The 24337-nt window shown below is 74.4% G+C and carries 24 protein-coding genes; 15 read left to right on the top strand and 9 right to left on the bottom strand.

What is annotated here, in order from left to right; all coding sequences use genetic code 11:
- Positions 1 to 57: 57 nt before the first annotated feature.
- Positions 58 to 603, bottom strand: a complete 546-nt coding sequence (locus ACFWI8_RS12425) for a hypothetical protein (RefSeq protein ID WP_387089259.1) — start codon at positions 601 to 603, stop codon at positions 58 to 60.
- Positions 604 to 608: 5 nt separating this feature from the next.
- Entirely contained in the window at positions 609 to 1361 is a 753-nt protein-coding gene (locus tag ACFWI8_RS12420; protein WP_387089521.1) for a sulfite exporter TauE/SafE family protein, read from the bottom strand.
- A 91-nt stretch (positions 1362 to 1452) separates the two neighbouring features.
- Between ACFWI8_RS12420 and ACFWI8_RS12415 the strand changes: the two genes are divergently transcribed.
- From ACFWI8_RS12415 to ACFWI8_RS12385, 7 genes are all read left to right on the top strand, one after another.
- Positions 1453 to 2367 (top strand): LysR family transcriptional regulator, encoded by a 915-nt coding sequence (locus ACFWI8_RS12415; protein WP_387089256.1) that lies wholly within the window; start codon positions 1453 to 1455, stop codon positions 2365 to 2367.
- A 124-nt stretch (positions 2368 to 2491) separates the two neighbouring features.
- Positions 2492 to 4210: a serine/threonine-protein kinase gene (locus ACFWI8_RS12410; protein ID WP_387089253.1), complete on the top strand. Its 1719-nt coding sequence runs from the start codon at positions 2492 to 2494 to the stop codon at positions 4208 to 4210.
- A gap of 78 nt (positions 4211 to 4288) precedes the next feature.
- On the top strand, positions 4289 to 5482 hold the full coding sequence (locus tag ACFWI8_RS12405; RefSeq protein ID WP_387089250.1) for an RtcB family protein: 1194 nt from the start codon (positions 4289 to 4291) through the stop codon (positions 5480 to 5482).
- 111 nt (positions 5483 to 5593) lie between these two features.
- Positions 5594 to 6748, top strand: a complete 1155-nt coding sequence (locus ACFWI8_RS12400; protein ID WP_387089247.1) for a S1 family peptidase — start codon at positions 5594 to 5596, stop codon at positions 6746 to 6748.
- A gap of 151 nt (positions 6749 to 6899) precedes the next feature.
- Positions 6900 to 7799 (top strand): UTP--glucose-1-phosphate uridylyltransferase, encoded by a 900-nt coding sequence (locus tag ACFWI8_RS12395; protein WP_387089244.1) that lies wholly within the window; start codon positions 6900 to 6902, stop codon positions 7797 to 7799.
- A 75-nt stretch (positions 7800 to 7874) separates the two neighbouring features.
- Complete coding sequence (locus ACFWI8_RS12390; protein ID WP_387089241.1) at positions 7875 to 8048, top strand: hypothetical protein; 174 nt, start codon at positions 7875 to 7877, stop codon at positions 8046 to 8048.
- Between the two features lie 12 nt (positions 8049 to 8060).
- On the top strand, positions 8061 to 8687 hold the full coding sequence (locus ACFWI8_RS12385; RefSeq protein WP_387089238.1) for a histidine phosphatase family protein: 627 nt from the start codon (positions 8061 to 8063) through the stop codon (positions 8685 to 8687).
- Positions 8688 to 8694: 7 nt separating this feature from the next.
- On the opposite strand, the gene ACFWI8_RS12380 is transcribed toward ACFWI8_RS12385, so the two are convergent.
- Genes ACFWI8_RS12380 through ACFWI8_RS12365 form a run of 4 tightly spaced genes read right to left on the bottom strand, consistent with a single transcriptional unit; the run spans position 8695 to position 11921 of the window.
- Positions 8695 to 9393, bottom strand: a complete 699-nt coding sequence (locus ACFWI8_RS12380) for a lysophospholipid acyltransferase family protein (RefSeq protein ID WP_387089235.1) — start codon at positions 9391 to 9393, stop codon at positions 8695 to 8697.
- A 10-nt stretch (positions 9394 to 9403) separates the two neighbouring features.
- Positions 9404 to 10645 (bottom strand): wax ester/triacylglycerol synthase domain-containing protein, encoded by a 1242-nt coding sequence (locus tag ACFWI8_RS12375; RefSeq protein ID WP_387089232.1) that lies wholly within the window; start codon positions 10643 to 10645, stop codon positions 9404 to 9406.
- 50 nt (positions 10646 to 10695) lie between these two features.
- Positions 10696 to 11688 carry a beta-ketoacyl-ACP synthase 3 gene (locus ACFWI8_RS12370; protein WP_311594644.1) on the bottom strand — a complete coding sequence of 331 codons (993 nt, stop codon included), beginning with the start codon at positions 11686 to 11688 and terminating at the stop codon, positions 10696 to 10698.
- Complete coding sequence (locus ACFWI8_RS12365; protein ID WP_311594643.1) at positions 11685 to 11921, bottom strand: acyl carrier protein; 237 nt, start codon at positions 11919 to 11921, stop codon at positions 11685 to 11687. Before ACFWI8_RS12365 ends, ACFWI8_RS12370 begins: the two co-directional genes overlap by 4 nt.
- Before the next feature lie 258 nt (positions 11922 to 12179).
- On the opposite strand from ACFWI8_RS12365, the gene ACFWI8_RS12360 reads away from it, so the two are divergent.
- The 5 genes from ACFWI8_RS12360 to ACFWI8_RS12340 all read left to right on the top strand — a co-directional run bounded on the left by ACFWI8_RS12360 (position 12180) and on the right by ACFWI8_RS12340 (position 18056).
- Complete coding sequence (locus ACFWI8_RS12360; protein ID WP_387089228.1) at positions 12180 to 12824, top strand: TetR family transcriptional regulator; 645 nt, start codon at positions 12180 to 12182, stop codon at positions 12822 to 12824.
- A 116-nt stretch (positions 12825 to 12940) separates the two neighbouring features.
- Entirely contained in the window at positions 12941 to 14497 is a 1557-nt protein-coding gene (locus tag ACFWI8_RS12355) for an MDR family MFS transporter (protein ID WP_387089518.1), read from the top strand.
- Between the two features lie 80 nt (positions 14498 to 14577).
- Positions 14578 to 15378: an SGNH/GDSL hydrolase family protein gene (locus tag ACFWI8_RS12350; RefSeq protein WP_387089225.1), complete on the top strand. Its 801-nt coding sequence runs from the start codon at positions 14578 to 14580 to the stop codon at positions 15376 to 15378.
- Positions 15379 to 15389: 11 nt separating this feature from the next.
- On the top strand, positions 15390 to 16820 hold the full coding sequence (purB, locus tag ACFWI8_RS12345; RefSeq protein ID WP_387089222.1) for an adenylosuccinate lyase: 1431 nt from the start codon (positions 15390 to 15392) through the stop codon (positions 16818 to 16820).
- A gap of 78 nt (positions 16821 to 16898) precedes the next feature.
- Entirely contained in the window at positions 16899 to 18056 is a 1158-nt protein-coding gene (locus ACFWI8_RS12340) for an ROK family protein (RefSeq protein WP_387089220.1), read from the top strand.
- Here ACFWI8_RS12340 and ACFWI8_RS12335 read toward each other — a convergent pair.
- Complete coding sequence (locus ACFWI8_RS12335; RefSeq protein WP_387089217.1) at positions 18043 to 18792, bottom strand: GntR family transcriptional regulator; 750 nt, start codon at positions 18790 to 18792, stop codon at positions 18043 to 18045. The genes ACFWI8_RS12340 and ACFWI8_RS12335 overlap by 14 nt on opposite strands.
- A gap of 210 nt (positions 18793 to 19002) precedes the next feature.
- Here ACFWI8_RS12335 and ACFWI8_RS12330 point away from each other — a divergent pair, with 210 nt between their 5' ends.
- Entirely contained in the window at positions 19003 to 19767 is a 765-nt protein-coding gene (locus tag ACFWI8_RS12330; RefSeq protein WP_387089515.1) for an SDR family oxidoreductase, read from the top strand.
- Between the two features lie 17 nt (positions 19768 to 19784).
- Here ACFWI8_RS12330 and sigJ read toward each other — a convergent pair whose 3' ends face one another.
- A complete protein-coding gene (gene sigJ, locus ACFWI8_RS12325; RefSeq protein WP_387089512.1) occupies positions 19785 to 20681 on the bottom strand; it encodes an RNA polymerase sigma factor SigJ in 897 nt (298 codons plus the stop codon).
- Positions 20682 to 21172: 491 nt separating this feature from the next.
- Here sigJ and ACFWI8_RS12320 point away from each other — a divergent pair, with 491 nt between their 5' ends.
- Together ACFWI8_RS12320 and ACFWI8_RS12315 are read left to right on the top strand one after the other, a co-directional pair.
- A complete protein-coding gene (locus ACFWI8_RS12320) occupies positions 21173 to 21673 on the top strand; it encodes a GNAT family N-acetyltransferase (protein ID WP_311594637.1) in 501 nt (166 codons plus the stop codon).
- A gap of 90 nt (positions 21674 to 21763) precedes the next feature.
- Positions 21764 to 23461, top strand: coding sequence for a DUF885 domain-containing protein (locus ACFWI8_RS12315; protein ID WP_387089213.1), 1698 nt, complete (start codon positions 21764 to 21766; stop codon positions 23459 to 23461).
- A gap of 105 nt (positions 23462 to 23566) precedes the next feature.
- Here the strand turns inward: ACFWI8_RS12315 and ACFWI8_RS12310 are convergent.
- The coding region (locus ACFWI8_RS12310; protein ID WP_387089210.1) for an SbcC/MukB-like Walker B domain-containing protein at positions 23567 to 24337 on the bottom strand (771 nt) is incomplete at its 5' end.

Genomic DNA, 24337 nt, shown 5'->3' with positions numbered 1-24337 from the left:
TGAACAGGTGAGGTCGTGCGCTCCGTGGTTCGAGCTTTTGTCAAACGCGCTGACAAATTAGGTACGGTCGGAGAGGCCGTCAAGCCCTTTCGCGCGGAGCAACGCACCGGACACCGGCGCGGGGCCGTGGTCGACGTCGCCGTCCCGGTGGCGCAGCACCCAGTCGTCGAGGTCGTGCGCCGCCTCCAGCGGTTCCCGGACCAGGTACGCCCGCCACCAGCTCAGCTCCCCGCCGGCCTGCGGCGGCTCGTGCCCGTCGGCGGAGCGCAGTTCGGCCAGGAAACGGGTCTCGGCCCGCGCGAAGGCCGCGCGGGCGTCGCGCGCCGAGAGGCCGAGGGCGTCGCCGACGAGTGCCCAGTCACCGCCGCTCAGGCGCTCGAAGACGGCGGCGGCCGCCAGGAAGCGGCGCGCGGCGGCGACCACCCGGGCGGCGTGGGCCAGCGTCGCCCCCGGCGCCCGGGCGGTGCCGTCGGGGCGCAGCTCGCCCGCGCCGACCGGCACGGCGGCGCGGGCGAGCTCGGCCAGTTCGCACGCCTCGTACGCCAGCACGAGTCGGGCTCGCGCCGCGTCCGGCAAGGGCCGGGTCCCGCTCGTCTCGGCCACCTCGGTCAGCCCCGCAGAAAGTAGAGGGCCGTCATGGTCACGGCGGTGCCGAGGATGACGCCGCGCAGCGAGCCGGCGGAAAGGCGGCGCGCCACATGGGCACCGCCGAAGCCGCCGACCACCGCGCCGGCCAGCATGGCGCCCAGCAGCCCGGGGGTGCGCAGGGCGTCGGAGGCCGCGAGAAAGAGCACCGTCGCGGTGAGGTAGACCGTCCCCACCTGGGCGACCCGCATCGGGTTGGTGACGGCCGGATCGAGCCCAAGGCCGACGCTCCACAGGGCGAGCATCATGATGCCTACGGCTCCGCCGAAGTATCCGCCGTAGACGGCCAGCAGGAACTGGCCGACCAGGACGGCCCGCGGCCCGAGGGCCGCGGAGCGCCCGAGGGCGGCGGTGAGTGCCCGGGAGAGCCGGCGGCCGAAGGCCAGGAGGAGGGTGGCGAAGGCGAGCAGCCAGGGCACCGCCGCGGCGAACGAGTCCGCGGGCAGCGCCAGCAGCAGGCCGGCACCGATGCCGCCCCCGACCACGCTGGCCGTCGTCAGCGCCACCGTCGAGGTCTCCCCCACCGGGACCAGTTGGCGCCGGTAGACCCAGACGCTGGCCACCGCGCCCGGCACCAGGGCGATGGTCGACGCGGCGTTGGCCGTCACCGGGGAGAGTCCGACCGCCACCAGCGCCGGCAGCGCGACGAACGTGCCCCCGCCGCCCACGGAGTTCAGCGCCCCGGCGACGACGCCGGCCAACAGGACGATCAGCATGTCGGACACCGACCGAGCATCGCCCGCCGCCCGAGGGAGCACAATGCGTTATCGACGAAGTCTGCCTCAGGCACAGCCTTAGGCTGAGGCCATGCGCTACGACCTGGACGACCTCCGGCTCTTCGTGGACATCGTGGCCGAGGGCTCGATCACGGCCGGCGCCCGCCGGAGGCACCTGAGCCTGCCGTCGGCCAGCGCCCGGGTGCGTTCGCTGGAGCAGCAGGCGGGCGTCACGCTGCTGGTCCGCGGCCGGCGTGGCGTGCGACCCACCCCGGCGGGCATGGCCCTCGCCCGCCACGCCCGCGACGTCCTGACGCAGACCGCCAGGCTCGAGGGCGCCGTCGCCAGCTACACCACCGCCCGGACGAGCTCGCTGACCCTGCTGGCCGGCGGCTCCGCGACGCACCGGCTCCTCCCCCACGCCCTGGTGTCCTTCCTCCGCGCGCACCCGGACGTCGACGTCACGGTCTCCGAGAGCCGCACCCCGCGAACCATGCGGATGCTCGCGGACGGCGAGGCGGACCTGGGGGTCGTCATCGACAACGAGGCCCGCGACAGCGGCCTGCGCGTGGAGTCGCTCGGCGACGACTCCCTCGTGGTCGTCGGCCAGGCCGGCGGGGTCCTGGCCGGGCGGACCGCGTTGGCCTACAGCGAGGTCGCCGAGCACCCACTCGTCGGGCTGCACGAGGACTCGGCGCTGCGCCGCTGGATCGAGACGAGCGTCGGGCCCCACGCCCCGGCGGTGCGCTACCGCACCAGCGTGGCCAACCTCAGCGTCCTCATCGCCCTCGTGGCGGCCGGGGTGGGGCTCGCCGTCGTGCCGCGCCGCGCCATCGACTCCGGCCATCCACTCGACGTGTGCGACCTGCGCGACCCCTGGGCCCGCCGCAGCCTGCTGCTGGCCTGGGGCGCCAAGGCAGGACCGCCGTCGCCCGCCACCGTGGAGCTCGCCGAGCACCTTCGTCGCGCGGCGCGCTCCGAGGGCGGCGAGGAACGCTGGCCGTGAACGCTCAACAGCCCTGTAACACTTGCCTGTCCGGGTCCACCGGGCCGCCCCACGCGTCGGCGGCCGCTCTAGGCTGACGCCCAGTTCGCAGCGGCATCGCGCCACGCACAGGGGGGAACCGGCCATGCAGCCACTTGGCCCGACGGATCCACAGGTCATCGGGGAGTACCGACTGGTCGGCAGGCTGGGCGCCGGGGGCATGGGCAAGGTCTACCTCGCCCGGTCGAGCCGGGGGCGGACCGTCGCCATCAAGCTCGTGCTGCCGGAGCTGGCGCACGAGCCGCAGTTCAGGGAGCGGTTCAGGAACGAGGTGGAGGCCGCGCGGCGCATCGGCGGGCCGTGGACGGCGCCGGTGCTCGACGCCGACATGGCGGCGGACACCCCATGGGTGGCCACCGGCTACGTGGCCGGGCCCTCGCTGACCGAGGTGGTCACGGGCGGGCAGCACGGACCGCTGCCGGAACGTTCCGTCCTCGCCCTGGCCAACGGCCTCGCCCGGGCCCTGCGCGACATCCACGCGGCCGGACTGATCCACCGGGACGTCAAGCCGTCCAACGTGCTGATCACCATCGACGGCCCGCGCGTCATCGACTTCGGCATCGCCCGCGCCGCCGAGGTCACCTCGTCCGCGCTCACCAGGACCGGCGCCGTCGTGGGCTCCCCCGGCTTCATGTCGCCCGAGCAGTGCAGGGGCGACCGACTGACGCCGGCCTCCGACGTGTTCTGCCTCGGCTCAGTGCTGGCCTTCGCGGCGACCGGGCGGTCCCCGTTCGGCGGCCCCGAGAGCGCCGTGCACGTGCTGATGCTCCGCATCCTGCAGGACGAGAAGGACCTCTCCGGGGTGGGCGACGGGCTGCGGGAACTGGTCACCGGCTGCCTGGCGCCACTGCCGAAGGACCGGCCCACGGTGGAACAGGTCATCGCGGCCACGGACGACGCCGTGCGGTGGGACGACCGGACCAAGGACCCGTGGCTGCCGGCCGGGCTGCTCGCCGGCCTCGGCCGGCAGGCGGTGGGCCTGCTCGACTCGGAGGAACCGGCGCGCGCGCCCGCCGCGCCGGCGATCCCGCTCGCCAAGCCGTCCCAACCGGTGCCGACCGCACCGGCGTTCGGCGCTCCGACGACCCAGCCGCCCGCGCCGTACGCCGCGCCGACCGCCGCCGCGTACACGGCGGCGCCGACCCCGCCGGCCGGCGGCTTCGGTCCGACCGCGCCGATGGCGCCGACCGCGCCCGGCCGCCGCCGGGGCGGGCTGGTGGCCGCCGCGCTCGTCGGCGTCCTGGCGGTGGGCGGCGTGGTGGGGGTCCTCGCGAACGGGGGCTCGGACGACGGCGACGCCCCCTCCGGGGACTCCCTGGAGGTGTCGGAGACGGAGACGGAAGCCCTCGACCCCGAGGCGATCGAACTGTCGAGCGGCGAGGACCGGACGACAAGCACCGACAGGGGGGAGTACGGCTTCCGCGCCGGGCAGGTCGCGCACTTCGACAACGGCCTGAACGTCTCGGTGGGGAACTTCGCGCCCTACACGCCCAGCGAGTACGCCGCCGGCATCGGCGAGAACGACGAGACCGTGCGGGTGACGGTCACCGTGGAGAACACCGGCCAGGCTCCCCTCGACCTCGACCTCAGGCTGCGCGGAACCACGGACAGCGGGGCGGAGGTCGCCGACATCATCGACAGCTTCGGGGAACTCATGCCCCCACTTCAGGTGAGCGTCTCCCCCGGCGAGACCGCGACCGGCGAGCTCGGCTTCGTGATACCCCCGGGGACCGAGTACGTCGACCTGCTGCTCGACGGGCTCAACGCGTACGCCGACAACGCGGTATGGCGGATCTACCCCTGAGAAAACCCGTTGCCCCCACCCCCGCCCCGTAGCCCACAATAGGTGACGGAGAGTCACCGATACGGGGGAGGCAAGGCCATGGGATTCACGGAGCTGCCGGGTGCGAAGGTGCCGATCCGCATGTGGGCGGATCCGGCCGGCGTCGAGGACGTCGCCATGCGGCAGTTGCAGAACGTCGCCACGCTGCCGTGGATCCACGGGCTGGCCGTGATGCCCGACGTGCACTACGGGAAGGGCGCCACCGTCGGCTCGGTCATCGCCATGCGGGGCGCCGTGTGCCCGGCGGCGGTGGGTGTGGACATCGGCTGCGGGATGTCGGCGGTGCGCACCTCGCTCACCGCGAACGACCTGCCGGGCGACCTGTCGCGGCTGCGGTCGCGGATCGAGGAGACGATCCCGGTCGGGCGCGCCATGCACGACGAGGCGGTGTCCCCCGGCCGGCTGCACGGGATGGGCACGGCCGGCCTGGACGACCTCTGGTCCCGCTTCGAGCGCGTCGCGGAGGCCGTCGCCTTCCGCCGGGAGCGTGCCGGGAAGCAGCTCGGCACGCTGGGCGGCGGGAACCACTTCATCGAGGTCTGCCTGGACACCGAGGGCGCCGTCTGGCTGATGCTGCACTCCGGTTCGCGGAACATCGGCAAGGAGCTCGCCGAGTTCCACATCGGGGAGGCGCAGCGGCTGCCGCACAACCAGGGCCTGGTCGACCGGGACCTGGCGGTCTTCATCGCGGACACGCCGCAGATGGCGGCCTACCGGCACGACCTGTTCTGGGCGCAGGAGTACGCGGCGCACAACAGGGCGTTGATGATGGCGCTGCTCCAGGACGTGGTGCGGAAGGAGTTCCGGAAGGCGAAGCCGCGCTTCGACGAGGTCGTCTCGTGTCACCACAACTACGTGGCCGAGGAGCGGTACGAGGGCGTCGACCTGCTCGTCACCCGCAAGGGTGCCATCCGGGCCGGCGCCGGGGAGCTGGGGATCATCCCCGGCTCGATGGGCACCGGCTCGTACATCGTCCGGGGCCTGGGCAACACCGCGTCCTTCCAGTCCGCCTCGCACGGCGCGGGCCGGCGGATGAGCCGGGCGGCGGCCAGGCGGCGGTTCACGGCGCGCGACCTCGCCGAGCAGACGGGCGGCGTGGAGTGCCGCAAGGACAGCGGGGTGGTGGACGAGATCCCGGCCGCCTACAAGCCGATCGAGCAGGTCATCGAGCGGCAGCGGGATCTGGTCGAAGTGGTGGCCCAGCTCAGGCAGGTGGTCTGCGTCAAGGGCTAGCCATTGGTCTAGTCATGACAACCAGCTGGGTCTAGTCTGGTCCGCGAGTTTCGATGAGAGCGCTCTCAGTCTCCCTGTTCCCCGTCGAACGACACCAAGGAGAACCCCCACATGAGACGCACGTCAGGACTGCGACTCGGGCTGTCCGCGTTACTGCTGATCGGTGCCCTGAGCGGCACGGGCGCGGCCGCCGCCGACCGGGCCACGGCGGACGAGGGCGCGAGCGAGGCGATCGTGGAGGCGATGCGCCGGGACTTCGGTCTGACCGAGGCAGAGGCGCGGGAGCGGCTGCGCGACGAGGCCGTCGCGATCGAGATCCAGGAGGACGCCGAGCGGGCCGCCGGCGCGGCGTTCGCCGGGGCCTGGTACGACGCCGAGGCCGGTGAGCTGGTCGTCGCCGTCGCGGACGGGGACCGGGCCGACGCGGTGCGGGCGACCGGGGCGCGGGCCGAGCTCGTGCGGCACAGCGAGCGGGAGCTCACCCGCGTGTTGGAGTCCGTCGACGAGCTCGCGGAGCGGTCGGGGGCGCCCGCGGGCGTGAGCGGCTGGCGGGTGGACCCGCGGTCCAACACGGTGGTGGTGAGCGTCGTCGCGGGCGAGGAGGAGGATGCCGAGGTCGCCGCGTTCCTCGCCGACGCCCGCCGGCAGGGCGCGGTGACGGTGGAGGAAGCCCCGGCCGAGGCGCCCGTGCCGTTCGCGGCCGGCACGGTCGGCGGCGACCCGTTCTACACGGGCAACGTCCGCTGTTCCATCGGCTTCTCGGTGCAGGGCGGCTTCGTCACCGCCGGGCACTGCGGCCGCCCCGGCCAGGCGGTCTACGGCTGGGACGGCTCGCTGATCGGCTACATCCAGGGCTCCTCCTGGCCCGGCAACGACTACGCCTGGGTCAGCGTGGGGAACGGCTGGTGGACGGTGCCGGTGGTGCTGGGCTGGGGCACGGTGTCGGACGCCCTGGTGCGCGGCTCCAACGAGGCGCCGATCGGCGCCTCGATCTGCCGCTCCGGGTCGACCACGGGCTGGCACTGCGGCACGCTCCGCGGCAAGAACGAGACCGTCAACTACTCGTCGGGCGAGGTCGTGTACGGGCTGACGAGGACGAGCGTCTGCGCGGAACCGGGCGACTCGGGCGGCTCGTACATCAGCGGTGACCAGGCCCAGGGTGTGACGTCCGGCGGCTACGGCAACTGCTCGACCGGCGGCGAGACCTGGTACCAGCCGGTCAACGAGATCCTCGGGGCGTACGGGCTCCGTCTGCACACGGCCTGACCCGGTGGGCCGCCGCCGAGCACCGGGCGGCGGCGGCCCGCTTCCGGAAGGCGCGGGTGCTTTCACGCCATCGGCCGCCGCCGCTTGGAGAACCGGGGCCGACCTCGTACCGTCAGCACCCGCACTCCGTTCCGGAAGGAAGTCATCACTCATGATCCGAAAGGCCGTCATCCCGGTGGCGGGGCTCGGCACTCGGCTGCTGCCGCTGACCAAGGCACTGCCCAAGGAGATGCTGCCGATCCTCGACAAGCCCGTGCTGCAGCACACCATCGAGGAGCTGGTCGCCTCCGGGATCGACGACGTCACCATCGTCGTCTCCGCGCGCAAGACGCTGGTGCAGCAGCACTTCGCCCCGGACGAGGACCTCGACCTGCGGCTGCGCGCCGACGGCAAGGCGGCGTTGGCCGACGCGCTGCTCGAGGTCACCGGCATGGCGCGGATCACCTACCTCTACCAGGACGGCCCCTACGGCAACGGCACCCCGGTGCTGAACGCGGCGCGGGTGGTGGGGAACGAGCCCTTCATGGTGCTGTGGCCGGACGACGTCTTCACCTCCGAGGTGCCACGCGCCCAGCAGCTCCTCGACGCCTACGAGCGCACCCGCGCGCCCGTCCTGAGCCTGATGCCGATGGAGCCCGAGGAGTCGCACCGCTACGGCGTGCCCGTCGTGCGCGAGGAGCTGGGCGGCGGGCTGATCAGGATCGACGGCCTGGTGGAGAAGCCCAAGCCGCAGGACGCCCCGTCGGCGTACGCGGCGATCGGCGGCTATGTCGTCACTCCGGGGATCGTGGCGGAGCTGGAGCGGATGGCGGCCCGGCACCGGACGCGGCCGGACGGCGAGATCGCGCTGTCCGACGCGATCCACCGGCACGCGGGCGAGCACCCGGTGTTCGGGCAGGTGGTGGACGGGACCTGGTGGGACACGGGCAACGCGCTCGGCTATCTGCGCGCCCAGTTCGCCGCGGCGCTCGCCCATCCGGAGTACGGCCCCGAGCTCCGGAAGCTGGCGCTGGGCGAGGACCCGGCGGGGCGGGGCACGCCGCCCGGGTGACGCGGCGCCGATTGAAACGTTAGCTCACCCCGTCGGCGCACTTCCGGCCCTCCGCGCCATCGTTGATGGGGCGTGATGATGGAGATGCTCTACCGGATCGACGAACAGGGCGCCGAGGTGTTCGACGGGGTCTCTGAGTGCTGCGCCGACCTGTTGGCGGAGTTCACCGCCTCCATGGACGAGATCGAGGCGAAGTTCGCCAACCACTGGGTGAACAGCCCGGTTCCGGCCGCCCACCCGCACGAGTGAGCGGCTGGTCCCATGCGGTTGCTGTGGATCCGGCACGGGCAGACGCCGGCCAACCTCGCCGGGCTGCTGGACACGGCGGCGCCCGGCGAGGACTTGACGGCCGAGGGGCGGCGGCAGGCGGCGGCGCTGCCCGAACTGCTCGCCGGCGAGCGGATCGACGCGCTCTTCGCGTCCACACTGGCGCGTGCGGTGGCGACGGCGGAACCGCTGGCGAGCGCCAGAGGGCTCCGACCGCGGCTCAGGGACGGCCTCCGCGAGCTTGCGGCCGGGGAGTTGGAGGGCCGGGGGGACGCGGCGGCGGTCGGCACCTACCGACGGGTGGCCTGTGACTGGGCGCGGGGGCGGACCGAGGTGCGGATGCCGGGCGGGGAGAGCGGTGCCGAGGCCCTGGGCCGGCTCGACGCGGTGGTGGCCGAGGCGGCAGCGGCGGGGTCGGCGGTGGCGGTGGTCGGCCACGGCTCGGCGATCCGGGTGTGGACCGCGGTGCGGGCGGTGAACGTGTCGGTCGAGTTCGTGTTGGCGCACGAGGTGCCCAACGGCGGCGTGGTGGCACTGGAGGGCGAGCCCGGGCGGGGGTGGCGGGCGGTGTCCTGGGCCGGCGCGCCGTTCGGCGACGCGCCGGTTGCCGTGTCGGGTTGAGGTCCGGTCAGCGGGGTACCGGGAGCGGCGGGGTGGCGGGGGTGTCGACGTAGGGCTGCTCGGACAGTTCGGCGATCCGGTGCATCAGCTGGGTGGTGAGTTCGCGCAGGGTCGCGGTGGCGGGGGCGCCGTCGGGGCGGGGCGGGCGGTGTCGCAGGGCCGAGTAGTCGAGGGGCCGGCCGAAGCGGATCCTGACCCGGTGCGGCCGGAGCAGCGTGCTGCCGATCGGCTGGACGAGGTCGGTGCCGGCGATCCCGAACGGCACCAGTGGGGCGCCGGTGGTGAGGGCGATGCCGGCGGTGCCGGGCCGGCCGCGGTGCAGCCGGCCGTCGGGGGACCTGGTGCCCTCGGGGTAGATGGCCAGGGCGGCTCCGCCGGCGAGCAGGGTGGCGCCGGTGGCGACGAACCGGCGGGCGGCGGCCGGGCCGCCGCGGCGGTCGACGGGCTGGAAGCCGAGGCCGCCGCAGTAGGCGGCGAGGGCGCGACCGCGCGGCCCGGGTGCCGTGAAGTACTCGCGTTTGCCGAAGAAGACCAGGCGTCGGGGTACGGCGGCCATCAGGAAGAAGGTGTCGCAGGCGGCGAGGTGGTTGCCGGCCAGCAGCACGGGGCCGGTGCGCGGCAGGTGTTCGAGGCCCTCGACGGTGGTGGGGCAGGCGGTGGCGGCGGCCAGCCGCATCAGGGCGCGGGTGGCGCGGTAGACGGGCATGGTGGGTGGCTCACCGGTCCTGGTCCCGCTGGGCGGGGACGGGGGCGAGCTCGTCCAGCGCGACCCGCCAGTGTTCCGCGAGTTCACGGGCCTCGGGGAAGGCGGCGTCAGCCGTGAAGGCGCAGGTCGCCCGGGAGCGCCAGACGACGAGAGCGGGCAGGCAGGGCAGGTGGGCCGGCAGGCAGCTGATGGGGGTGACGCGCAGCGGCTCACGGCCCTCGTACCCCAGGTCGGCGGCGGCCGTGACCACCGTGGTCTGGAGGCCGGCGCGGGCGAAGACCCGGTCCGAGAGGGCGCTGACGCCGCGCGGTCCGAGCCGGCCGAAGGTGACCTCGTGGGCCCACCGGGTGGATCTGGGCTTGAGGCGGGCGGTGTGCCGCGCGATCAGCTGGGCGCGGCGGGCCAGGTCGGGCTCCTGCCACGGCACCGGGACCAGGGCGATGGTGAAGCGGTTGCCGACGTAGGGCCGGCCGGTGTCCTGGCCGAGGGCGACGGGCAGGCCGAAGCCGCGGGCGCGCCGGCCCTCGCCGGTCCAGCCGGTGGGGTCGAAGCGTTCGGCGGCGCGGGAGAGGGCGGCGAGGTGGACGTCGAGGACGGAGCAGCCCAGGCGGCCGGCGGCGGAGCGGAGCCGGCCGACCGGGACGGTGGTGCTGGCGAGGAGGCGTTCGTTCTTGCGCGGCAGGTCGAGCAGGGGTCGGCGCGGGGCGGGGCGCAGCAGTTGGGCGGCGTCCCGGGTGACGCGGGTGAGGCCGGCGACGCGGGCTCCGAACGGCGGTCGGGGGGCCGCCGGTCGGGGAACGGCGGGCGTGGCCGGGGCGGTGCCGAAGAGCAGGCGGCTGATCCTGGCCACCGTGAGGCCGTCGTGCAGGGCGTGGTGGGCGCGGTAGCACAGCAGGTGGCGGTCGGGGCCGAAGCCGTGGACGAGCCAGACGTCCCAGGGCTCCTCCGGGCGGGCCAGCGGCCGGTTGACCAGTTCGTCGTGGGCGGCGGCCGCGGCGTGCGGGCCCGGGGTGACACGGAGTTCCCGCACGTGGCGTTCGACGGGCGCGTCGGAGGGCGTGGGCAGCAGCGGCAGCCGTTCGCGGACGTGGGCGCGCAGTTCGTCGATGGTGGGTGGGGGGCCGGCCAGTTCCAGGACGAGGCCGCTGAGCAGGAAGTGGCCGGCGCCGTCGTGCGCCATCCGGTGCAGGTGGCGGTCGAGGGCGGGGAACGCCGGCCGGGCGGTGTCGGCCGGGTGGGGTGTGGTCGGCATGGGTGGGGCTCCTTGCGTGGGGTGGGCTGGGCGGTGGCGCGGCCCGGCCATCAGTCCCCGGCGGCGAGCGTGGGCCAGGTGACGCTGGTGCCGCCCCAGGTGAGCCCGGCGCCGAACGCGGCCAGGACGACGCGGTGTCCCGGGCGCAGGTCGCCGTCCCGGTTGGCGTGGTCCAGGAGGAGGGGGACGGAGGCGGCGGTGGTGTTGCCCGCGTGCTCGATGTTGCTGACCCAGCGGGCGGGGTCGACGCCGAGGTCGGCGGCGAGGGCCCGGGAGATGCGGGCGTTGGCCTGGTGGACGGCGAACCGGTCGACCTCGTGCAGCGACCAGCCGGCCCGCTCGGCCGCGGTGGCGACGGCGCCGCCCATCCGGTGGAGGGCGTGCCGGAAGACGGACCTGCCGTCCATGGTGAGCGCGACGGGGCCGCGCCGGTCGAGCGAGCCGCCGCCGGTGATGTGGATGAAGTCGCCGTGGTCGCCGTCGCTGCCGAGGACGAAGGGGCCGAGGGCACCCGGCTCCGCGGGGTCCCCGGCGCGCAGCACGACGGCGCCGGCCGCGTCGCCGAAGATGGCGGCGGTGGTGCGGTCCTCGGGGTCGAGGACGGAGGACATGGTGTCGGCGCCGACGAGCAGGATCCGGTGGAAGGTCCGGGCGGCGAGGAGGCCGTCGGCGACGGCGAGGCCGTAGAGGAAGCCGGAGCAGGCGGCGGACACGTCGAGGGCCGCGACGCCGCACAGGCCGAGCCGGGCGGCGACGGTGGGGGCGCTCGACGGGCAGATGCGGTCGGGGGTGCCGGTGGCGAGCAGGACGGCGTCGACCTGGCCCTCGCCGTCGGACTTCAGGGCGCGGGCGCCGGCCTCGACGGCCATCTCGACGGTGGCGGTGCCCGGTTCGACGCGGCGCCTGGTCCGCACCCCCGTGCGCTGGAGGATCCACTCCTCGCTGACGCCGAGCCTGGCGGCCACGGTGTCGTTGGCGACCACGGTCGGTGGCAGCCAGGAGCCGAGGCCGCTGAGCACGGTGGCGGGCCGGCCGGCGGTCACGGCGCTACTGGCTCGGTCCGGCGGCGCAGGAACTCGGCGACCTCCGCCACGGTCCGCAGCCCGTAGAGCTCGTCCTCGTCGAGCTCCAGGCCGAGTTCCTGCCTGGCGATCAACACCAGTTCGGTGACGGCGAGCGAGTCGAGCCCGGCCTCCTCGGGGGTGGCCTCGGGACGCACACCGGCGGCGGGGAGTTGGAGTCTGCCCACCATGGTGTCGCGCAGCCATTCGTACATGTCTCTCCCTCGTCCTCCCGACACGCGGTGGGGCGCGGTCGGCTCGGTGCGGTGCGGTCGCCCTGCGGCGGGGGCACACGTTTCCACACCGGGAGGGGGCCTCCGGACCAGCTGTCAGCCTCTAGGACGACGTTGGCGGGGAGAAACACCCGGAGGAGTGAGGGGTGCCGGCGGGCATGTGACGGCCGTCTTCCGCCGTCCCGGCGCCCACTGAAAATTAATTTTGCATGTTCTGCATTTTTTCATACCCTGCAATACGTGGGTGAGAGAACGGGGGCCCTGGGGCTGCGCGAGCGGAAGAAGCGCGCCACCAGGGCGGCGCTGGCCGAGGCCGCGGTGCGGCTCGCGGCGGCGCGGGGGGCGGAGAACGTGACCGTGGAGGCGATCAGCGCCGAGGTCGGCGTCTCACCACGCACCTTCTTCAACTACTTCGAACACCGCGACGACGCCTTCGTGATGATCGACAGCGACGCCGGGCGGCGGGTCAGGAGCGCGGTGGTCGCCGCGCCGGCGCGGCTGTCCCCGCTCGAGGCCGTGCGCGACGCCCTGGCGGCCGAGCTCGCGGACGTCGAGGACCGGCACGAGTTGTGGCGGTTGCGCGCCGAGGTCCTCCAGCAGGCGCCGCACCTGCTGGTGCGCAGCCTGGGTGCGCACATGGCGGACGAGCGCGGCCTCGCGGAGGCCGTCGCCCAGCGGCTCGGCGAGCGGGCGGGCGACTCCGTCGGTCTCTACCCACGTCTGGTGGCGGCCACGGCCGGCACCGCGGTCCGGGTCGCCATCGAACACTGGAGCGCCGCCTCCGCCGAGGCGTTCCTCCCGATCTTCCACAGCGCCTTCGCACAGCTTGCCGCCGGGCTGCCGGCGTCACCGCCGACGACCGGCGCCCGGCCGGCCGACCACTGACGGCCGGCCCGCGCGCGGCGCGTCGCGCGTGGGTCTCCGCCGGATCCCTTTCACCGAGTCACCGAGAAGGAACAACCGTGAGTCCAACCGAGGCGCCGGAACACAGTCCGGCCGCCATGACGAGCCGGCAGATCCTGCAGGCGATGACCGGCCTGATGGCCGGCATGTTCGTGGCCATCCTGGCCGGCACGGTGGTGGCCAACGCGCTGCCCCGGATCGTCGCCGACCTGGGTGCCAGCCAGTCCTCCTACACCTGGGTCGTCACCTCCGAGCTGCTGGCGATGACCGCCACCGTCCCGCTGTGGGGCAAGCTCTCCGACCTCTACAACAAGAAGCTGCTGCTCCAGCTGTCGCTCGCCATGTTCGTCGTCGGTTCGCTGCTGGCCGGCTTCTCGCAGGGCGTCGGGCTGCTGATCTTCAGCCGGGTCGTCCAGGGCATCGGCGCCGGTGGTCTCACCGCGCTCGTCCAGGTGGTGATGGCGGCCATCATCCCGCCGCGCCAGCTGGGCAAGTACGCGGGCATCTTCGGCGCCGTCTTCGCCGTGGGCACGGTCGCCGGACCGCTGGTGGGCGGCGTGCTGGTGGACACCTCCTGGCTGGGCTGGCGCTGGTGCTTCTTCATCGGGGTGCCGTTCGCGCTGGCCGCGATCGTCACGCTGCAGCGCACCCTGTCGATCCCGACCACCCGCCGCGAGATCAAGATCGACTACCTGGGCGCCTTCCTGATCGTCTCCGGCGTCTGCTCGCTGCTGATCTGGATCACCCTGGCCGGCAACGAGTTCGACTGGATGTCCTGGCAGACGGCCGCCTTCACCATCGGCGGCGTCCTGCTGCTGGCCGCCGCCGTCTGGGTCGAGGCCCGGGTGCCCGAGCCGATCATCCCGCTGGACATCTTCCGCAACCGGACGGTCACCCTGACCACCGTCGCCAGCCTGCTGGTGGGTGTCGCGATGTTCGGCGGCACCGTCTTCCTCTCCCAGTACTTCCAGATCTCGCTGGGCAACTCCCCCACCGTCGCGGGCCTGATGGGCCTGCCGATGATCATGGGACTGCTGGTGTCGTCGACCGTCGCCGGGCAGATCATCACCCGCACCGGCGTGTGGAAGATCCACCTGGTCATCGGCGGCGTGGTGATGACCGTCGGCCTCGCGCTGCTCGCCACCATCGACCGGGACACCAACTTCGGCCTGCTCAGCGTCTACATGGCCCTGCTGGGCATCGGCGTCGGCATGCTGATGCAGAACCTGGTGCTGGCCGCGCAGAACGACGTGCCGGCGCGCGAGCTGGGCGCCGCCACCTCCGTGCTGTCCTTCTTCCGCAGCATGGGCGGCACCATCGGTACCAGCGTGCTGGGCGCGGTGCTCGCCAACCGGGTCGCGGACGAGATGGCCAGCCAGCTGCCCGCCACGGGGGACGAGGCCGCGTCCGGCGGCGCCCACTCGGTGCCCGACGTGTCGCTGCTGCCGGAGCCGATCCGGGAGATCGTGCAGGACGCCTACGGCGTGGCGACCGCCGAACTCTTCCTGCTCGCCACCCCGTTCGCCGCGCTGGCCTTCCTGGTGGTCCTCTTCATCAAGGAGAAGCCGCTCAAGACCGCCAGCGGCAACGAGCGGTTGGCGGCGGAGGAGGGCGACGCCGCCGGGGAACAGGCGCCGGTGGCCCCCGTGCACTGAGCGGCCCCGCTCCCGCCGAGGGCCGGCGACGCCGCATCGTTCCGCGTCGCCGGCCCTCGGCGTCCTACCATGGTGCGGTCATGGACAGCGCTGAATTCCGTAGCTATGTGGCCCTCGGTGACTCGTTCACCGAGGGCATGTCGGACGCCCTCCCGGACGGCACCTACCGGGGCTGGGCCGATCTGCTGGCCCGCCGTCTCGCCGAGCGGCGGGCCGGGTTCAGGTACGCGAACCTCGCGGTGCGCGGCAAGCTCATCGACCAGATCGCGGCGGACCAGGTGCCGGTCGCCGCGGCGATGGGCGCCGATCTGGTCACGCTGGTCGGCGGGTTGAACGACGTGCTGCGGCCGCGTTGCGACCTGGACGCGGTGTGCGACGCCCTGGAGCGGTCGGTCGCGGCGCTCGCGCCCTCGTGCGGGCGGCTGGTGCTGATGCGCACCCCGGGGCGGCGCGGTCCGGTGCTGGAGCGGTACCGGCCGAGGATGGAGCGGCTGTTCTCGTTCGTCGACGAGTTGGCGGAGCGGCACGGCGCCCTGGTGATCGACCTGTTCGAGTCGCGGGCGATCGGCGATCCGCGGATGTGGGCGGACGACCGGCTGCACCTGACGCCCGAGGGGCACCGGCGGGTGGCCGAGGCGGTCTGGCAGGGCCTGGGCCACCCGCCGACCTTCGACTGGGACGAGCCGCTGCCCATGTCGACGCCGGCCCGCTGGGCGGCGCGGCGGGGCGCGGACCTCAGGTTCGCGCGGGAGCACCTGCTGCCGTGGATCGGGCGCCGGTTGACGGGCCGCTCCTCGGGGGACGGCCGGGCGCCCAAGCGCCCCGACCTGCTGCCGCTGACCTGGGAGGACCAGCCGACCGAGCCGGCGAGCGGGCCGTAGAATCCGGTGGCGTGACTGACAAGCCGCGCATTCCGAACGTTCTCGCCGCCCGCTACGCCTCCGTCGATCTGGCCGCCCTCTGGTCCCCCGAGTACAAGGTGGTGTTGGAGCGCCGGCTGTGGCTGGCGGTGCTGCGAGCTCTCGACGAGCTGGGGGTGCCGGTGGCGCCCGGGGCGGTCGCCGACTACGAGCGGGTGGTCGAGACCGTGGACCTGGCCTCCATCGCGGCGCGCGAGCGGGTCACCCGGCACGACGTGAAGGCGCGGATCGAGGAGTTCAACGCGCTCGCCGGGCACGAGCAGGTACACAAGGGCATGACGTCCCGGGACCTGACCGAGAACGTCGAGCAGTTGCAGATCCGGCTCTCGCTCGAACTGGCGCGGGACCGGACGGTGGCGCTGCTGGCGCGGCTCGGCCGGCTGGCGGGCGAGCACGCGGAGCTGGTGATGGCCGGCCGCTCGCACAACGTGCCGGCGCAGGCCACCACGTTGGGGAAGCGTTTCGCCACGGCGGCCGACGAGCTGCTGGTGGCGTTCGGCCGGCTGGAGGAGCTGCTGGCCCGGTATCCGCTGCGCGGCGTCAAGGGCCCGGTGGGCACCTCCCAGGACATGCTCGACCTGCTGGGCGGGGACGAGCGGAAGCTGGCCGAGCTCGAGGGCCGGATCGCGGGGCACCTGGGCTTCGGGCAGGTCCTCACCTCGGTCGGGCAGGTGTACCCGCGGTCGCTCGACTACGAGGTGACCACGGCCCTGGCGCAGCTGGCGGCGGCGCCGTCCTCGCTGGCCAAGACGATCCGGCTGATGGCCGGGCAGGAGCTGGTGACCGAGGGCTTCCAGCCGGGCCAGGTCGGCTCGTCCGCGATGCCGCACAAGATGAACACCAGGTCCTGTGAGCGGGTCAACGGGCTCGCGGTCATCCTTCGGGGCTACGCGTCGATGACGGGTGAGCTGGCGGGCGACCAGTGGAACGAGGGTGACGTCTCGTGCTCCGTGGTGCGCCGGGTGGCGCTGCCGGACGCGTTCTTCGCGTTCGACGGCCTGGTGGAGACCTTCCTGACCGTGCTCGACGAGTTCGGCGCCTTCCGCCCCGTGGTGGCGCGGGAGCTCGACCGCTACCTGCCGTTCCTGGCCACCACCAAGGTGCTGATGGCGGCCGTCCGGGCCGGGGTGGGCCGGGAGACGGCACACGAGGTCATCAAGGAGCACGCGGTGGCCTCGGCGCTCGCGATGCGGGAGGGCGCGGAGCGCAACGAGCTGCTCGACCGGCTGGCGGCCGACGAGCGGATCCCGCTCGACCGGGCCGGGCTCGACGCGCTGATGGCGGACCGGCTGTCGTTCACCGGCGCGGCCGCGGGACAGGTGGCCGGCGTGGTGGCGCGGGTCGAGGACGTCGTCAAGCGCTATCCGGAGGCGGCCGGCTACCGGCCGGGCGCCATCCTGTAGCGGCGCGGTCGGTGGCGGCGCCGCCGACGGCGTAGGTTGGTGCCGGGGGTTGCTGGTGCTGACGAGGTCGGAGGCGGCGTGACCGGTCTGCTGGGCGGGGATCCCTCCCTGTTGCGTCGGATCAACTCGGCCGTGGTGCTCAGGGCGCTGCGGGACGCCGAGCCGTCCTGCTCGTTGACCGACCTGGCCCGGGTGACGGGGCTCTCCCGGCCGACGGTCGAGGGAGTCCTCGACGGCCTGGCGCGGGCCGGACTGGTCGCGGAGACGGACGCGGCCGAGCCGGGCGGCGCGCGCCGGCTCGGGCGACCGGCGCGACGGTTCAGGTTCCGCGGCGAGTCGGGCGTGGTGCTGGGCGTCGAGGTGGGGCCGCGCCGGCTGTCCGCGGTGCTGGCGGACCTGACGGGGCGGCGGCTCGGCTCGCTGGCGCGCGAGGTGTCGGTGCGGGCCGCGGCCGAGGAGCGGCTGGCCGGGGCGGTGGAGGTGGCCGGCGGGCTGCTGCGGGAGCGCGCGGTGGAGCCCGGCATGCTGCGGGCTGTCGGGGTGGGCAGCCCGGGGATCGTGGGCGCCGAGGGCACGGTGCGGTTGTGCACGGCACTGCCCGGCTGGACCGGGCTGCGTCTCGGCGAGCTGCTGCGGGCCGAGTTCGGCTGTCAGGTGCTGGTGGAGAACGACGCCAACGCGGCGGTGCTCGCGGAGCGCTGGTCGGGCGCGGCGGTGGGCGCGGACGACGTGGTGATGGTGCTGGCGGGGTTGAGCCCAGGGGCCGGCTCGTTGATCGGGGGCCGGCTGCACCGGGGGCACGGCGGGGCGGCCGGGGAGATCGGCGCGCTGCATCTGCTGGGGCGCCAGGCGGAGCCCGAGCGGCTGCTCTCCACCTCGGGCGAGCCGCTCGACCCGCTGGACGAGCCGGCGGTGGCGGCTGTGTTCGCGCGCGCCGCCGAGGGGGACGCGGGCGCTACCCGGGCGGTGGAGCGCTTCGTGGAGCAGCTGGTGCACGACGTGACCGCGCTGGTGCTGGCGCTCGACCCCGAGCTGGTGGTCATCGGCGGTTGGGCGGCCGGCCTCGACGGCGTGGTGGAGCCGCTGCGGCGGGAGCTGGCGCGCTACTGCCTGCGGACGCCACGGGTGGTGGCGTCCACGCTGGGAGGTGCCGCGGTCGCCACCGGGGCGTTGCGGCTGGCGCTCGACCGGGTGGAGGAGGAGCTGTTCGCCGTGGAGGAGGTCAGCTCCCGCTGAGCGACACGGTGCCCTGGGTGCCGAAGGTGAGCCGGCAGGTGTCGGCCCGGTAGGTCGCGACGGCGGCGGCGACCGTGCGCCCGGCGGCGGTGTAACGAGTGGTGACGATGAGGACGGGGGCGCCGGGCAGCTGGTCGAGGCGGCGCGCCTCGGGGGCGCCGGCCGAGCCGAGCTCGACGGCGCGGTCCTGGCTGTCGGGTCGCAGCTCCTGGAGCCAGGCGAGCATCCGCCGGCCGCGCGCCACGCCTCCGGCCGCCTCGGGGGGCGGGACCGAGTCGGTGAGGACGCCGGCCGGCACGTAGAGCTGCTCGGTGGCGACGGCCTGGCCGTGGGTGGCCAGGACGCGGTGCACGACCTCGACCGGCTCGTCGGGGCGGACGTCGAGCATCCGGGCCACGGCGGTGGGCGGCGGCGCGGCGGCGCAGTCGGTGGTGACCCAGGCGTCCCCGGGGGCGCCCGGCCAGGTGTGGCGGCGGGGGCTGACGTCGACGCCCACGCGGGGCGGCGCGACGGTGGTGCCGACGCCGCGGCGGCGCTGGAGGCGGCCCTCGAGCTCCAGCTGGTCAAGGGCCTGCCGGAGGGTGGCGCGGGCGACGCCGAAGCGGGCCGCGAGCTCCCGCTCGTTGGGCAGGGCCTGGCCGACGGAGAACTCGGTGTCGAGCGCCTCGGTGAGGACGGTCTTGAGGTGCCAGTACTTGGGCTCCGACGTCTGCTGGTCGAGCTGCGTGCTCCCCACCCTGGCCTCCACGGGCGCTTCCGACCCCGGACGGCCGCGCGCCGGCGGTCCGGTGACGATGAATACGGTGATTATGAAAGGTTGTTGCGTATATAGACCCTAGGTCGCCGCCGAGGCTTGGTCAAGACCAATAGGAGGCACACCGTGCGCCCGCCTCGCGCCCGCTCGCATATATGATCGTTCATCTGAGTGGAGGAGGGAGCCGTGAGCATGGCGGGACACGGGAAGCGGCGGTCGGTGACGGTGGTGACCGGGGGCAGTCGGGGCATCGGCGCCGCAGTGGCGGTGCGGCTGGCGGCGGACGGGCACGACGTGGCCATCGGGTTCGCCAGGGACGAGGCGGCGGCCGGCGAGGTCGTGGCGCGCGTGCGTGCGGCCGGGCGGCGGGCGGTCGCGGTGCGGGCGGACGTGAGCGTCGAGGCCGAGGTGGACGCTCTCTTCGACGCCGCGGTCGGCGAACTCGGGCCGGTGACCGGGCTGGTGAACAACGCGGCCGTCACCGGGCCGCTCGGTGCCTTCACGGAGACCGCGACCGAGGTGATGCGCCGGGTGCTCGACGTCAACGTGCTGGGGACCCTGCTGTGCGCCAGGCGCGCGGCCAGGGAGATGTCCACGCGGCACGGCGGGGGCGGCGGGGCGATCGTGAACGTCTCGTCGGGCGCGGCCACGCTGGGCGGCCCGGGCGAGTACGTCCACTACGCGGCGTCCAAGGCGGCCGTCGACACCGTGACGCTCGGCCTCGCCAAGGAGCTCGGGCCCGAGGGGGTGCGGGTGAACTCGGTGCAGCCCGGGGCGGTCGACACCGAGATGCACGCGGCGATGGGCGACCCCGGGCGCGGGGAGCGGATCGGGCGGGCCACCCCGCTGGGCCGGGTGGGGCGCCCCGAGGAGATCGCCGCCGCCGTGGCCTGGCTGCTCTCGCCCGAGGCCTCCTACACCACGGGCGCCGTGCTGCGGGTCGCCGGCGGCCGCTAGGTGTGCTGTCGCGCGCGTCAGGCGGCCGACAGATGGGCCAGCTTCTCGGGGTTGCTGATCAGGTAGATCCGGCGCAGCGTGCCGCCGCTCGCCTCCAGCAGGATGACGCTGAACGGGCGGCCGGCGCTGGTGACGAGGAGTCCCGGCACGCCGTTGAACTCGGTGACCAGGAAGCCGGGTTGCGCGGGCGCGCGGCCTCCGATGCCGGCCAGGAAGCGGCCCACCTTGTCCGTGCCCTCGATGACCCGGAGCGGGCCCTTGCCGATCCCGCCGCTGTCGCCGGTCAGCGTCACGTCGGGGGCGAGGACCGAGACCAGCCCTTCGAGGTCGCCCTCCAGCGCGGCCGCCAGGAACCGCTCGGTGAGGTCGCGCCGCTCCCCGGCGTCCACCGGGTACCTGGGGCGGCGCTCGGCGACGTGGCGGCGGGCGCGGCCGGCGAGTTGGCGGACGGCCGACTCGGTGCGACCGAGCGCGGCGGCGATCTCGGCGAAGGGCAGGGCGAACGCCTCCCGCAGCACGAACACCGCGCGCTCCAGCGGGGAGAGCGATTCCAGGACGACGAGCACCGCGTAGGAGACGGTGTCGGCGAGCACGGCCCGCTCGGCGCCGTCCGGAGCGGCGGTGAGCTCGGCGACGGCCCGGTCGGCGGGCAGCGGCTCGGGCAGCCAGGGGCCGACGTAGGACTCGCGGCGGGCCGCGAGCTGGCGCAGGCGGTCGACCGCCAGCCGGCTCACGATCCGCACCAGGTAGCCGCGTGGCTCCTCGACGGCGGACCGGTCGGCCGCCGACCAGCGCAGCCACGCCTCCTGCACGGCGTCCTCGGCGTCGCTGACCCGGCCCAGCATCCGGTAGGCCACCCCGAACAGCAGACTCCGGTGCGCCTCGAAGTCGCGGAGGGCGGTGTCGTCCGTCATGAGGTGCTCAGCCACCCTCCCATCCCACCCGAGCGGACGCGTGCTGTCCAGCCGACTCCGCCGGCCACCTCGGGAACACCCGCGCCGAGCCTCGCGTTTTCTGTCGGAAGAGGCTCAATTTCGTGTCTCGACAAGGGCGTTGACCAGTCACGGGAGTACGGTGCCCAGGGACGGCCCGGGCGGGCCGCGCCGGTCGGCGCGGACACGGCCCGGGCGGATCGGCCGGCGTGGTGCGGGGGTGGACCAACGTGGCGGAAGCGAAGGGAACATTTCCGCCGGAAGCCTCCTTTACCGTCCGGTCACAGGGCGTTCGTGATCACGCAATAACCGAGGACGACAGTGCTTGCATGGCAGACTCCGATGTACCGAGCGGCTCGATCGGCGTTCCGCGCCAGAGACCGCGGGGGGACGGCTCAGATCGCCGGCGGGCCGACGGCCACCGGCACGTGCCGGACGGTGGGGCGGCGTGCGACAGGGGGTCGGCGCGTCCGATGAGCGAGCTGATCCTGCTGCGCGCGGCGGGCCCCGACGACCTCGACGCGGCGCTCGCCCTGCACCGGCGCTGCTCGCCCGACACGCTCGCCCGCCGCTACCACGGCCCGGCGGACGAGGCGGACGGCTACCTGCCGCACCTGCTCGACCCGCGGCACGGCCGCGCGTTGGCCGCCAGGACGGTGTCCGGCCGCCTCGTGGGCCTCGGGCACCTGCTGTGGGACGGCACGGAGGCCGAGGTGGCGTTGCTGGTGGAGGACGCCTGGCAGCGGCGGGGGGTGGGTTCCGCGCTCCTGCGGGCGCTGGTGGAGATGGCTGCCCGGGAACAGCGCGAGGCCGTCTACACCGTGGCCTCGCCGTCCGACGCGGGGATGCTCGCGGTGATGCGTGCCGTCGGCCTCTCCGTGGAGCGGCACCCCGAGGAGGGCGCCGTGGTGCTCTCCGCCAGGCTGGCGGCCCGGCCCACGGCGACCGTGCTCCCGGCGCGCGCCCACGGCTGAGTCGCGGACGGCCCGAGCCGCCCGGCCGGTCAGGAATGTCGGGGCCGAATGCTGATGACGAACCCGGCCCCGTCGTACCAGGATGGGCGCATGTCCGTTATCACCAGTGACACCAGCACCTCGCTCCCCCGTCAGCTCGCCGACAGTTATGTGGACGCGCTCGTCGAACTCGACCCGATCACCGGCACCTTCCTCGGAGTCCCCGAGAGCGCGGACCGCCTGCCCGACTACTCCCCCGCCGGCCAGGAGGCCCGCGCCGAGCTGGCCCGCACGACGCTGGAGCGGCTCGCCGTCGCCGAGTCGCTGCCCGGCGCCGAGTCCGCCGGCGAGCGGCGCTGCGCGCGGCTGCTGCGCGAGCGGCTGACCGCCGAACTCGCGGTGCACGAGGCCGGCGAGTCGCTCCGCGCGGTGAGCAACCTCTTCTCGCCGATCCACGAGACGCGGGACGTCTTCAACCTGATGCCCACCGAGTCGGACGAGGACTGGGCGACGGTGGCCAGGCGGCTGCGGGCGCTGCCGGACGCGGCGGAGAGCTACCGGCAGTCGCTGGCCGCGGGGTTGGAGCGCCGGCTGCCGGCCGGACCGCGGCAGGTTTCCACGGTGATCGGGCAGCTGGGCGAGTGGATCGGCGGCGCGGACGACGGGAGTTGGTTCGCCGGCTTCGTCGCCGGTGGGCCGGAGAAGCTGCGTGCCGAGCTCGACGCGGCGGCCGAGGAGGCGACCGGGGCCGTGGCGCGGCTGCGGGACTGGCTGCGCGACGTGTACGCGCCGGCGGTCGAGGGCGCGCCGGAGATCGTCGGCCGCGAGCGGTACGCCCGGTGGGTGCGCTACTGGAACGGCACCGACCTCGACCTGGACGAGGCGTACGCCTACGGCTGGTCGGAGTTCCACCGGCTGCACGCGGAGATGCGGGCCGAGGCGGAGAAGATCCTGCCGGGCGCCACTCCGTGGGAGGCGCTGCGCCACCTCGACACGGCGGGCGAGGCCGTCGAGGGCGTCGAGGAGGTGCGGGTCTGGCTGCAGCGGCTGATGGACGAGGCGATCGAGGCGCTGGACGGCACCCACTTCGAACTGGCGGAGCGGGTCAAGCGGGTGGAGTCGATGATCGCTCCCGCGGGCAGCGCCGCCGCCCCCTACTACACGTCGCCGTCGCTGGACTTCACGCGGCCCGGGCGCACCTGGCTGCCCACGCTGGGCGAGACCCGCTTCCCGGTCTACGACCTGGTGTCGACCTGGTACCACGAGGGAGTACCGGGCCACCACCTGCAGTTGGCGCAGTGGGCGCACGTGGCGGACGACCTCTCCCGGTACCAGACGACGGTGGGCATGGTCAGCGCCAACGCGGAGGGGTGGGCGCTGTACGCGGAGCGGCTCATGGACGAGTTGGGCTTCCTGCGCAACGCCGAGCGCCGTCTCGGCTACCTGGACTGCCAGATGATGCGCGCGGTGCGGGTGATCATCGACATCGGCATGCACCTGGAGCTGGAGATCCCGGCGGACTCGCCGTTCCACCCCGGCGAGCGGTGGACGCCCGAACTGGGTCTCGAGTTCATGCGGCGGCACAACGGACGGCCGGCGGAGTTCGTGGAGAGCGAGCTGGTGCGCTACCTGGGCATGCCGGGCCAGGCGATCGGCTACAAGCTGGGCGAACGGGCCTGGCTGCGGGGCCGGGAGGCGGCACGCGCGGCGCGGGGCGCGGCGTTCGACGCGAAGAAGTGGCACATGGCGGCACTGTCCCAGGGCTCGCTCGGGCTCGACGACCTGGAGGCGGAGTTGGCCGCGCTCTGACCCACGGGCCGGCGCCGGGCACGACCTTCCACGCCCGGCGCCGGCTCGACGGCGGCTTGGGACTGCCGAATGGGGCCGGTGGGTGTCAGCCGGTTTTCTCGGGGCTCATCCGGTGCGGTGGCGGACGGTGGAGCCGTGGCGGGTCTTGACGACCTCCAGTTGGGCGGGGATGCGGGCGCGCAGGTCGGGGACGTGGCTGACGATGGCGACGCTGCGGTCGTGCTCGCGCAGCCCGTCGAGCACGTCGAGCACCTCGTCGAGCGACTGCTCGTCGAGGCTGCCGAAGCCCTCGTCGACGAAGAGGGTGTCGAGCCGGGGGCCGCCGGCCTCCTCGGCGACGACGTCGGCGAGGCCGAGCGCGAGGGCGAGGGAGACGAAGAAGGACTCGCCCCCGGAAAGGGTGGCGGTGTCCCGGGTGCGCCCCGTCCAGGCGTCCATGACGAGCAGGCCGAGGCCTGAGCGGGCGCGGTGGGCGGCCCTGGCGTCGGTGTGGACCAGGGTGTACCGGCCGGCGGACATGCGGTGGAGTCGGGTGCTTGCGACGGCCGCGACCTGTTCCAGGCGGGCGGCGAGCACGTAGGTCTCGAGCCGCATCCGGTACTCGTTCTCCGGCGAGGTTCCGGCGGCCAGGCCGGCGAGCCTGGTGATGCGGCGGGAGGCGAGGCGCAGCGGGGCGAGCTCGGTGGCGTCGGCCGCGGCGGTGGCGGACAGGGCGTCGAGTTCGGCGCGGCGGGCGCGGGCCACGGACTCGGCGGTGGCGGCGGCGCGTAGCCGGCCGGCGGCGGCGGTCAGGGCGGCCCTGGTGGCCTCGGCGTCGGCCGGCGGCTCGGCCGCGGCGGCGGTGGCCGCCGGGTCGGCGAGCGCGGCGGCGACGGC

The sequence above is a fragment of the Streptomyces sp. NPDC127098 genome (genome assembly GCF_042722465.1).
Classification (GTDB): domain Bacteria; phylum Actinomycetota; class Actinomycetes; order Streptomycetales; family Streptomycetaceae; genus Streptomyces; species Streptomyces millisiae.
Note: the sequence above shows the minus strand (reverse complement) of the source record. Positions and strands in the feature narration are given on the sequence as shown.